Here is a 9,621-nt window from a genome sequence, read left to right as displayed (position 1 = left end):
GTCCAGGTCAATATCGGCGACGAGCCGCAAAAGGGCGGCTGCGCGGTCGCCGATCTGCCGGCGCTACTGGCCGAGGCGCGCGCGGCGGCGTTGCCGGTGACGGGGCTGATGGGCGTGCCGCCCGCCGGGGTGGAGGCGGCGCCCTATTTCGCGCTGCTCGCCAGGATGGCGCGCGACGAGGGGCTGGTGGGATTGTCGATGGGCATGTCCGACGATTTCGAGACGGCGGCGATGCTGGGCGCGACGCATGTCCGGGTCGGCTCGGCGCTGTTCGGCGCGCGCGCATGAGGGTCGACGCGCTGTTGTTCGACTTCGATGGGGTGCTGATCGAGTCCGAATGGGTCGGCGCGCGGCAGATCGCCGACTGGCTGACCGCCAACGGCCATCCGACCAGCGTCGCACAGGCGACGGCGCTGTTCAGCGGTCACGCGGGGGACGAGTTCCGCGCGCGGGTGGCGCGGCATCTGGGCGGGCCGATCCCGGCGGCGTTCGACGCGGCGCGCGCGATCGAGGACGCGCGCGTGCTGCGCGAGGGGGTGGGCGAGGTCGCGGGCGCGGTCGCCTTCGTCCGGTCGCTGCCGGCGGACCTGCCGCGCGCGATCGTGTCGTCCAGCTCCACCGCCTGGATCGGGACGCATCTCGCGCATCTCGGGCTCGGCGATGCCTTTCCCCACCGGTTCAGCGGCCGCGAGCATGTCGCGCGCCCCAAGCCGGCGCCCGACCTGTACCACCACGCCGCCGCGGCGCTGGGCGTGCCGATCGAGCGGTGCGCGATCATCGAGGATTCGCGCGTCGGCGCGACCGGGGCGGTCGCCTCGGGCGGCTATGTCATCGGGCTGACCGCCGGCCTGCATTGCGGCAAGGGCCATGGCGACGCGCTGCTGGCGCTCGGCGTCGACGCGGTGGCGGCGGACTTCGGCGAGGTCGCGCGGCTGCTGGGGCTGGCGCGCGACGTCTGACCAGTCTTGCCGCCGGTGACGGGCGGCCGGGGCGTCACCGACGGATCGGTGCGAGCGAGCGGTGGGCGCCATCCCGGCGCCGCCGCAGTGTGGTCCCCAGCGCGCCGAACCCGGTGAGCAGCATCGCCCAGGACGCCGGCTCGGGGACGGACGGCACCGACACGATCTTTGGCGCGACGGTGAAGGTGAGCGCGCATTGCGCGGTGGTGGTGAACCCGGCGCCGCCGTAACTCTGATCGAAACCGCAGCTCAACGGCCCCTGCATCAGCGGGGGTGGAACGATCTTTTCGAAGAAGCTGGTGTACCCGTCTTCGGATATGGGCTTCTTCTCGGCGGCGATTTGCGTGCGGGTTTCGACGATCAGGTCCTTGAAGTTGAACGAATAGGTGCCGACGACGTCGGGTTCAAAGCTGATCGTCAGCTCGGTGGGACTGGTCACCACATATTTGTACTTGTTGAATTGCGACGTGACGTTGGCGAAGCTGGTGCTGTCGATCGCGGAGTTCACATAGTAATCGTAGAGCGATGTCCGGCTTATCTTATAGTCGAACTGGGCGGTAGGACTCGCCGCCATGTCGATGATCACGTTGTAGTCATTGCCCACGAACAAGAGGCCCAGCGGCGCGCCGGAGGACTCGGTCACCGCCGTGGTCAGATAAATGGCGCGGGCGGGGGTGGTGGCGACGGCACAGGACAGGGCCGCGGCGACGGCGAGGGTGCTATTGCGCATAGGATCTCCGAACGCTGGAGGAAGAGCCGTGCCGTTGCACCTTGCCACGGCTGAGGGAGCGGCGGCCGCGCAGCCCGGCGCCGACCAGCCCGACCCCCATCAGCGCCATCGTCCAGGTCGCCGGTTCGGGCACGGGCGCGGCGGCCGAGGCGCTCGCGAGCACCAGATTGTTCGCGCCGACCCACGCGATGGCGCCGGTCGGCTGCACCGCCTTGGCGGTCAATTGCGTGATCGCCTTGGTGGAGACGAAGCCGACGAAGCTGTCGACGGCGGGCGTCATCAGCGTGATCGCCACCGAACCGTCGGCATCGGTGGCGGTGACGACGATGTTGGCGGCGAGATAGTCGCCGTTCGCGGCGGTTCCGAAGAACGATCCCCCGATGCCGGCGACGCCGCTGCTGAAGCTTCTGAACGTCAGCGGATCGATGAAATTGTCGACCGCCAGCCATTGATCGGCATTGCCGTTATCGCCGTCCAGGCCATGCGGCGCGTAGGCGGTGTAGCTGTAGCTTCCCGCGCTGCGCTTGAGCGTCGTGCCGCGGAACCCATAGGCCACGTCGTCGAACGTGTCGGTGGCCTGGCTCGACGTCGCCGCCGCGAACGCGCTCCGGGTGCCGACCAGCGTGATCGTCGCCTGGGCCGGCACCGCCACCGCGACCAGCATCGCCGCGACCGGCGAGCGCGATATCCCCGTCATTCGTCCCCCGTCATTATGGCGCCCCCCGATCCACCTGCCATCAAGCCGGCGGTCGACCTTTCTCCTCGCTCCGGCTTGGTGGCGGAGCGCAGATGGTCCGGTTCGAATAGGGTCAATCAGCGATCAAGGTTAGGACGGGAGTCCGAAACAGCCAGCACGACAGTCCGCCTGTCGCCTCCGTCACCGACGCCGGCCCCCGTAGAGCGAGGGCGGCGTGCCGAAGCGGGCCTTGAACCGGCGCGCGAAATGCGAGGGATCGCCGAAGCCGCAGGCGAACGCCACCGCCTCGACCCTGCCATAGCCGGGCGGCGCCGAGCCCAGCAGCGTCGCCGCCGCGTCCAGCCGCGCCTCCCACACCATGGTCGTGAAGCTGCGGCCACCGCGCTGGCAGTGCAGATGCAGCGTGCTGAGGGAGCAGCCGAGCGCCGCCGCCGCCGCCGCCGGGGTGAGACCGACGTCGGCCAGCCGCCGCCGGATCAGTGAATGGATGGCGGCCAATAGCGGGTCCGGTCGGGCATCGCCGCCCGCCATGGACCCCGCCGGCATCCGCAGCGCCTCGGCGAGCGTGCGAGCGAACAGCTCGCCGCACAGCACGGCTTCCGCATGGTCGCCCGCCTCGATGACCGAGCCGATCGCCGCGCGCACGACCCGGCCGACGCCGCGACCCGTGTCGAGATGGCGCTGCTGGAGGGCGGTCGCCGGAAAGCCGAGCCGGTCCGCCAGCCAATCGGCGGACATGCCGATGCAGAGCTGGCTGAACGGCTGGTCGAAGCGCAAGGTGAACGCCTCGTCCGACGGCACGATCGCCGCCCCGCCGACGACGGTCTGCGTCTCGGTTTGCCGGGTGCGGACCCGCCCGACGCCGTCGAGCTGCAGGTTCAGATACACCGCCGCCTCGCCTTGGGTGGCGATCTCGCCGGGCCCATGCCGGACTTCCTGCGCCGACCCGTCGATGCACGCCACGAGCAGGGGACCGCGCGGCAGCAGCCGGAGCTGTCCAAAGAAGGGATCGGCCCCGGTCGGCCGCGCATGGAGGGGCACGAAGGTTTTCGAGATGCGCGAGCTCCAATCCTCGGCCTCGCTGTCGCGCGTGGCGCTGGTCGCGGTGGCGAAGGCACTGGCGACGTCCGTCCCCAGCAAGCCCAGCCGCTGCGCCGGACCGTTCACCGGTGCGGACGGGGTCGGGCTGCGGTCGTGCGCGGGTGGCGGCGACTGCTCCATGCCGGCTACCTCAAAGAAAGATCGGATGATGTTCTACGAGGTGGCGGTTCTGTGCAACCCGTTGCGTCCTTTCAGGCGGGCATGTCGAACCCAGCCGCCTTGATCGCGGCCAGCGCCGCATCCTGGTCCTGCGTAGTGTTGCCGCCTGACAGACCGATGCCGCCGACCAGCCTGCCGTTGTCGAACAACGCATAGCCGCCGCCCACTGGCATCATGCGCGGCAGGTTCGCGAGCGGTGCGACTTTGGGATCGGCGATATAGTCGTTCCAGACGCTGGTGGAGTAACCGTAGGACGCGGCCGTCCACGCCTTGTTGATGGCGACGTCAGCGGTGAGGAAGGCGGCGCCGTCGCTCCGCGAGAAACCTTTCAGCGCGCCGCCGGCGTCGACGACCGCGACCGCCGCCTCGAACCCGGCGGCGGCGGCGGCGCTCAGCGCGGCCTCGACCAGCAGGTTGGACGCCGCGGTCGAGACGGAGGCGGTGGCGACGACGCGGGGGAGTTCGTTGGTCATGGTCTCGGTTCCTCGATTATCCGGAGGGTGATGGGATCAGGCCCAGCCTTCGAGCACGACCTTGCCGCGCATGGTGTTGCTCTCGACCATGGCGTGGGCGCGCTTGAGGTTGGCCGCGTCGATCGGCGACAGGCGCTCGGTCGCGGTGGTGCGCAGCCGACCGGCATCGACGAGCCCGGCGACCTCGGCGAGCAGCCGGCCCTGCGCGTCGAGGTCCGCCGTCCCGTAGAGCGGCCGGGTGAACATCAGCTCCCAGTGGATCGACACCGACTTGCGCTTGAACGGCATCGCATCAAGCGTGTCGGAGTCGTCGATCAGCGCGAACCGGCCCTGCGGCGCGATCAGCTCGACGATGGCGGCGAGGTGCCGGTCGGTATGGGTCGTCGAGAAGACAAAGGCGGGCGCGCCGATCCCGAGGGCGGCGACCTGGGGCGCGAGCGGCGCCGAGTGATCGATGACGTGGTGGGCGCCCATCGCCGTCGCCCAGGCGCGCGTCTCCGGACGCGAGGCGGTCGCGATGACGGTGAGGTCGGTCAGCTGCCGCGCGAGCTGGATCGCGATCGAGCCGACTCCGCCCGCGCCGCCGATCACCAGCAGCGAGTTTGCGGCTCCCGGCACGGGCCTGCGCACGTCCAGGCGGTCGAACAGCGCCTCCCAGGCGGTGATCGACGTCAGCGGCAAGGCGGCGGTGTCGGCCCAGCCGAGCGACGCCGGCTTGCGGGCGACGATCCGCTCGTCGACCAGATGCCGCTGCGCGTTGGTGCCGTCACGCGCGATGCTGCCGGCGTAGAAGACCTCGTCGCCGGGGCGGAAGGACGCGACCTCCGGCCCGATCGCCCGGACGACGCCCGCGGCATCCCAGCCGAGGACGCGCGGGCCCTCGCCGGTCGGGGCGGCGCTGCCACGGACCTTCACGTCGACCGGGTTAACCGACACCGCCCTGACCTCGACCAGCAGGTCGCGGCCCGTGGCGACGGGCTCGGGCAGGTCGATGTCAATCAGCGAATCGGGCCGGTCGATCGGACCGGGTTGCCTGTAGCCGATGGCCTTCATGGGAATGCTCCGTTGTCCGGGACAGAGATAGGCCTATGTCCGGTGAGGATCAGTACGCACAACCATCGCCCCTAGTATCAAGAAGGATACCGTCATGGCCAAGGCCCGCCATTCGCGCCTCGATTGCGACCCCGCCTGCCCCGTCGAGGCCGCCGTCAGCCTGATCGAGGGCAAGTGGAAATGCGTGATCCTCTGGCACCTGCGCGAGGAGGGCACGCTGCGCTTCGGCGAGCTGCGCCGGTTCCTGCCCGACGTCACCCAGCGGATGCTGACCAACCAGCTGCGCGAACTGGAAAGCGACGGGCTGGTCGGCCGCGTCGTCTATGCGCAGGTGCCGCCCAAGGTCGAGTACAGCCTGTCGGAGCGGGGGCGCACGCTCTCGCCCGTCCTGGACGCGCTGAAGGAATGGGGCGAAGCCAACATGGTGCTGTTCGATCACCGCCGGCCCCAGGCGGCCTAGCGCCTGTCCTGGTCAGGCGGAATCATCCTCCCTCGGCGGGGGGGAGGATCAGGTCTCCCGAGGCACGTCTAGAACAGGCCCGGCGTCTCGCGTTGCGCGGTGTCCGGGTGCGCCGGGGTGAGCAGTTCGCGCTTGCCCTCGCCCGTCGCGGATTGCGTGCCGACGCTCGCGTCCGCGATGCGGGTGCAGCTCTTGCCCGCGATGAAGTCCAGCGCCGCGCGCGTCGAGGCCTCGGCCGGATCGCCCAGCGGGTGCGTCAGGTCGTCGCCCGCCTGGCAGCTCGCCTCCACCACGCTCGCCAGCCCGGTGAAATAGCCGCTGGTGCGCGCCGAGTTCTGCGTCGCGAAGGCGATGATGCGGAACCGGTCGTCGCAGGCCGCGCGGTCGAGCGCGATCTGCCCGACCGGCTTGCCATAGGTGTTGGTGCCGATCAGCGCCGCGTTGGGGTGGAGATACGGGATCTGCGCGTTGATCGTCAGCTCGCTCGCCGACGCGGTGCCGCCGGTGCCGATGAAGGCGAGCTTCATTGGCGCGATCGACTGCGCGGTCGGCTGGAAATAGCGGGTCGTGTTGTTGGACGCCTTTTCCGGGCGGAACACGGTGTAATCGACCACGTCGCTCGTTGAGCGCGCCGCGCCGAGCAGGTCGCCGATCAGCTCGGCGATCGAGACCAGGCCGCCGCCATTGTAGCGCAGGTCGATGACGACGTTGGTGACGCCCGCCGCGCGGAAGCTCGCGAACGCTTGGCGCAGCGCCGGATCGGCGGTGGTGATGAAGGTGCGCAGGTTGAGGTAGCCGACCTGGCGACCGTTGTCGGCGATGATCTTCGCGCCATAGCGGCTCGATACCGGCGTCAGGCTGTAATCGGCCTTGGCGACGCTGACATCGCGGGTGCCCGCCGCGTCGCTGATCCGCAGCAGCCGCGTCGTGCCGGCCGTGTTGGGGCCGAGCGCGGTCGTGACCCCGGCCGTGCCCTCGGCGGCGATGATCGCGCTGACGGTGCGCAGATCGGCGGCGGTGGTGCCGATCGCCACGATCTCCGCGCCGCGATCGATCCCGGCCGCCAGCGCCGGCGCGCCCTCGAATGCCTCGGCGATGTACACGCGGCGGTTGACCGCGTCGGTCGACAGCCGCACGCCGAAGCCGGCGCTGGCGCCCGAATTGTAATAGGCATCCTCCGACGCGATCGAGGTCAGGTAGCTGAAATAGCGATCGCGGCCCTGCGCGCGTGCGTTGGCGGTGAGCGCGTCGATATAGTCGCTGACCGTGGTGTAGCTCGCCGGATTGACGTTGGTCGGCAGCGTCTCGGGGAACAGATACCATTCCTGCAGCTGCGCCAGCGCCCAGGCCTGGCGATCGGCGAGCGAGCAGCTGGTGCCGCCCGCCGTGGTCGCCGTCGTCGTGGTGGCGGTCGATGTCGCGGCCGTCCCGCCGCCACCGCCGCCGCACCCGCTCAACGTCGCCGCCAGCGCGACCAGCCCCGTCCAACGCCTGATCATTATAATCCCTCCGATTCAGCCGGTTAGCCCGGATCAGCGGCCAAATCCAGCGTCGACGCAACCGCGCGCGGCCATGCTCGTTATCGAGCGGCGCACAACGACGCGACGGAGAACCACCATGGGCCTGTTCACCAAGGACATCGAGACCTTCCAGGACCTGTACGTCCATCAGCTCCAGGACCTGTATTACGCCGAGAACCAGATCACCAAGGCGCTGCCGACGATGATCGCCAAGGCGACCGACCCGCAGCTCAGCCAAGGCTTCGAGACGCACCTGCGCGAGACCGAAGGGCAGATCGAGCGGCTGAAGCGCGTGTTCGCGCTGGACGGGCTGACCCCCAAGGGCGTCACCTGCCCGGCGATCGACGGCATCATCAAGGAGGCGAACGAGGTCGCGGGCGAGGTCGCCGACAAGGCGGTGCTCGACGCGGCGCTGACGGCGGCGGCGCAGGCGGTCGAGCATTACGAGATCGCGCGCTATGGCACGCTGATCGCCTGGGCCAAGCAGCTGGGCAAGACCGAGGCCGCGTCCATCCTGGCCGAGACGCTGGCCGAGGAGCATGCGACCGACGAGAAGCTGACCCGGCTCGCCGAGGGCCGGATCAACGCCAACGCGGAAGCCGGGCTGATCACCGCCTGACGATGAACGGGGCCGCTGGCGCCAGCCGGCGGCCCCGTTATGGCGGCGCCAGCATGCGCCGCTTCTTCTCGCCCGCCCAGCTCGGCCATGCGCCGACCCTTGAGCTGCACAACGGCGCGTTCACCGCCTATGCCGAGGTGCCGGCGCGAGCGGAGACGATCCTTCGCGCGATCGGCGGGGCCGAGGCGCCGGCCGATCGCGGCGAAGCGCCGATCCTGGCGGTCCACGACTCCGACTATTGCCGCTTCCTGCGCGAGGCGCCGGCGCTGTGGCGCGCGGCGGGGCGATCGGGCGATGCGATCCCGTATGTGTTCCCGGTGGTGGGTCGCCGGCCGTTGCGGCTCGACCGGATCGACGCCTTGCTCGGCCGCTACAGCTTCGACGCGACCACGCCGCTGACGCCCGACAGCTGGGCGGCGGCTTACGGAAGCGCGCAGAGCGCGCTCGCCGCGACGCACGCCGTGCTGGCGGGCGAGCGTGTCGCGTTCGCGCTGAGCCGCCCGCCGGGCCATCATGCGGGTGCGGATTACGCCGGCGGCTATTGCCACCTCAACAGCGCCGCGATCGCCGCGCAGGCCGCGCGCGACGCCGGCGTCGCGCGGGTCGCGATCCTCGACATCGACTACCACCACGGCAACGGCACGCAGGACATCTTCGCGCGGCGCGGGGATGTCTTCTTCGCCTCCGTGCATGCCGATCCGGCGACGGACTACCCCTTCTATTGGGGTCATGCCGACGAGCGTGGCGAGGCGGAGGGCGAGGGCGCGACGCTCAACCTGCCGCTGCCGCAGGGCACGACGCTGGACCCGTTCCGCCGCGCGCAAGGCGCCGCGCTCGACGCGATCGCGCGGTTCGCGCCCGGGCTGCTGATCGTCAGCTTCGGCGCTGACACCTGGGAAGGCGACCCGATCAGCCGCTTCGCGCTGCGCACCCCGGACTATGCGCTGCTCGCCCGCGACATCGCCGGCGGCGGCTGGCCGACCGCGATCGTGATGGAGGGCGGCTATGCGGTGGACGCGCTCGGCGCCAATGTGGCGAGCTTCCTGTCGGGCTTCTAGTCAACTTCCTCTTGACGCTTGCACGTCAATGGGAGATTTACGATCGTCAAGACCATATTGACGAGGAGGACGGGATGGACGTGCAGGATGAAGCCGGATTGCGCGAACAGGCGGGCCGCTTGGCGCTGGACTGGAGCCAGGAGCGCCACGGCGATTTCACCGGCGAGCAGCCGGTCGCCTATGTGCCGCTGATCGAGGCGGCGGCGGTGGTCGCCGACGAGGCGAAGCTGAGCCTGGGCCGCTGGGTCAAGGCGGGGCGGCGCGGCGGGCTGAGCTGGTCGGACATCGGCCGGGTCGTCGGCGTCAGCAAGCAGGCCGCGCAGCAGCGGTTCGGCGCCGACGAGGCGCGCGAGGCCGGGCCGGGGATGATCACGGTAACGCTCGGCGCGACGGCGTTCAACGAGGTCGCGATGCTGCGGCGCGAGGGCGCGGCGGGACGCGAACTGGTCGCGGTGGCCGCGTTGCGGCTGTTCTTCCGCCAGACCGATCGTCCCTGGCTGCATCGGCGCACGGTGGCGGAGATGGACCCGGGCCTGCGGCTCGCCGAGGGCTGGGAGGCGGTGGCGAGCTGGTTCATCTTCCATTATTACAAACGCCCGGCCTAGTTGTGGCAACGACGGCGCGGTTCGCCCCGCGCCCGATCGGCATGCGTAACGATCGCCTAACCATTGCCGTCGTAGGGCCCGGCGCATGCGAGGGCGGCGGCGATCATTGGCGAGACGGAGCGGGCTGGGCGCGCTGCTGCTGCTCGTCGCCTCGTGCGCCGCGCCCGCGCCGCCGCGCCAGACGGCG

The 9,621-nt window shown here is 70.3% G+C and carries 11 protein-coding genes and 1 pseudogene; 6 read left to right on the top strand and 6 right to left on the bottom strand.

What is annotated here, in order from left to right:
* Both HUU95_RS02465 and HUU95_RS02460 read left to right on the top strand, forming a co-directional pair.
* Positions 1-288, top strand: a pseudogene (locus HUU95_RS02465) (alanine racemase); the annotation flags it as partial.
* The gene (locus tag HUU95_RS02460; RefSeq protein ID WP_174278648.1) at positions 285-959 is read left to right on the top strand and encodes an HAD family hydrolase; all 675 of its coding nucleotides are present in this window, start codon (positions 285-287) and stop codon (positions 957-959) included. The pseudogene HUU95_RS02465 and the gene HUU95_RS02460, both read left to right, overlap by 4 nt.
* Before the next feature lie 34 nt (positions 960-993).
* On the opposite strand, the gene HUU95_RS02455 is transcribed toward HUU95_RS02460, so the two are convergent.
* The 5 genes from HUU95_RS02455 to HUU95_RS02435 all read right to left on the bottom strand — a co-directional run bounded on the left by HUU95_RS02455 (position 994) and on the right by HUU95_RS02435 (position 5,172).
* Positions 994-1,689 carry a PEPxxWA-CTERM sorting domain-containing protein gene (locus HUU95_RS02455; protein WP_174278647.1) on the bottom strand — a complete coding sequence of 232 codons (696 nt, stop codon included), beginning with the start codon at positions 1,687-1,689 and terminating at the stop codon, positions 994-996.
* Entirely contained in the window at positions 1,679-2,386 is a 708-nt protein-coding gene (locus tag HUU95_RS02450) for a PEP-CTERM sorting domain-containing protein (RefSeq protein WP_174278646.1), read from the bottom strand. Before HUU95_RS02450 ends, HUU95_RS02455 begins: the two co-directional genes overlap by 11 nt.
* Positions 2,387-2,566: 180 nt before the next feature.
* Positions 2,567-3,607 (bottom strand): AraC family transcriptional regulator, encoded by a 1,041-nt coding sequence (locus HUU95_RS02445; RefSeq protein ID WP_174278645.1) that lies wholly within the window; start codon positions 3,605-3,607, stop codon positions 2,567-2,569.
* 71 nt (positions 3,608-3,678) lie between these two features.
* Positions 3,679-4,119 carry a GlcG/HbpS family heme-binding protein gene (locus HUU95_RS02440; RefSeq protein ID WP_174278644.1) on the bottom strand — a complete coding sequence of 147 codons (441 nt, stop codon included), beginning with the start codon at positions 4,117-4,119 and terminating at the stop codon, positions 3,679-3,681.
* A gap of 36 nt (positions 4,120-4,155) precedes the next feature.
* The gene (locus HUU95_RS02435) at positions 4,156-5,172 is read right to left on the bottom strand and encodes a zinc-binding alcohol dehydrogenase family protein (RefSeq protein ID WP_174278643.1); all 1,017 of its coding nucleotides are present in this window, start codon (positions 5,170-5,172) and stop codon (positions 4,156-4,158) included.
* 94 nt (positions 5,173-5,266) lie between these two features.
* Between HUU95_RS02435 and HUU95_RS02430 the strand changes: the two genes are divergently transcribed.
* Positions 5,267-5,632, top strand: coding sequence for a winged helix-turn-helix transcriptional regulator (locus HUU95_RS02430; protein WP_174278642.1), 366 nt, complete (start codon positions 5,267-5,269; stop codon positions 5,630-5,632).
* Between the two features lie 68 nt (positions 5,633-5,700).
* Here the strand turns inward: HUU95_RS02430 and HUU95_RS02425 are convergent, their stop codons facing one another.
* Positions 5,701-7,131, bottom strand: a complete 1,431-nt coding sequence (locus HUU95_RS02425; protein ID WP_174278641.1) for a S41 family peptidase — start codon at positions 7,129-7,131, stop codon at positions 5,701-5,703.
* Positions 7,132-7,249: 118 nt separating this feature from the next.
* Between HUU95_RS02425 and HUU95_RS02420 the strand changes: the two genes are divergently transcribed.
* The 3 genes from HUU95_RS02420 to HUU95_RS02410 all read left to right on the top strand — a co-directional run bounded on the left by HUU95_RS02420 (position 7,250) and on the right by HUU95_RS02410 (position 9,434).
* Positions 7,250-7,771, top strand: coding sequence for a YciE/YciF ferroxidase family protein (locus tag HUU95_RS02420; RefSeq protein WP_174278640.1), 522 nt, complete (start codon positions 7,250-7,252; stop codon positions 7,769-7,771).
* 53 nt (positions 7,772-7,824) lie between these two features.
* Positions 7,825-8,829: a histone deacetylase family protein gene (locus tag HUU95_RS02415; RefSeq protein WP_174278639.1), complete on the top strand. Its 1,005-nt coding sequence runs from the start codon at positions 7,825-7,827 to the stop codon at positions 8,827-8,829.
* Between the two features lie 74 nt (positions 8,830-8,903).
* A complete protein-coding gene (locus HUU95_RS02410; protein ID WP_174278638.1) occupies positions 8,904-9,434 on the top strand; it encodes a hypothetical protein in 531 nt (176 codons plus the stop codon).
* Positions 9,435-9,621 lie beyond the last annotated feature (187 nt).

It is taken from the genome of Sphingomonas bacterium, from assembly GCF_903643065.1.
Classification (GTDB): Bacteria; Pseudomonadota; Alphaproteobacteria; order Sphingomonadales; family Sphingomonadaceae; genus Sphingomonas.
The sequence above is the reverse complement of the archived record's forward strand: the minus strand, read 5'-3'. Positions and strand labels throughout refer to the sequence as shown.

Bases quoted from the DNA above. Each gene is read 5' to 3' on its own strand.
- HUU95_RS02460 (WP_174278648.1), top strand. From the start codon at position 285: ATGAGGGTCGACGCGCTGTTGTTCGACTTCGATGGGGTGCTGATCGAG.
- HUU95_RS02455 (WP_174278647.1), bottom strand. From the start codon at position 1,689: ATGCGCAATAGCACCCTCGCCGTCGCCGCGGCCCTGTCCTGTGCCGTC.
- HUU95_RS02450 (WP_174278646.1), bottom strand. From the start codon at position 2,386: ATGACGGGGATATCGCGCTCGCCGGTCGCGGCGATGCTGGTCGCGGTG.
- HUU95_RS02445 (WP_174278645.1), bottom strand. From the start codon at position 3,607: ATGGAGCAGTCGCCGCCACCCGCGCACGACCGCAGCCCGACCCCGTCC.
- HUU95_RS02440 (WP_174278644.1), bottom strand. From the start codon at position 4,119: ATGACCAACGAACTCCCCCGCGTCGTCGCCACCGCCTCCGTCTCGACC.
- HUU95_RS02435 (WP_174278643.1), bottom strand. From the start codon at position 5,172: ATGAAGGCCATCGGCTACAGGCAACCCGGTCCGATCGACCGGCCCGAT.
- HUU95_RS02430 (WP_174278642.1), top strand. From the start codon at position 5,267: ATGGCCAAGGCCCGCCATTCGCGCCTCGATTGCGACCCCGCCTGCCCC.
- HUU95_RS02425 (WP_174278641.1), bottom strand. From the start codon at position 7,131: ATGATCAGGCGTTGGACGGGGCTGGTCGCGCTGGCGGCGACGTTGAGC.
- HUU95_RS02420 (WP_174278640.1), top strand. From the start codon at position 7,250: ATGGGCCTGTTCACCAAGGACATCGAGACCTTCCAGGACCTGTACGTC.
- HUU95_RS02415 (WP_174278639.1), top strand. From the start codon at position 7,825: ATGCGCCGCTTCTTCTCGCCCGCCCAGCTCGGCCATGCGCCGACCCTT.
- HUU95_RS02410 (WP_174278638.1), top strand. From the start codon at position 8,904: ATGGACGTGCAGGATGAAGCCGGATTGCGCGAACAGGCGGGCCGCTTG.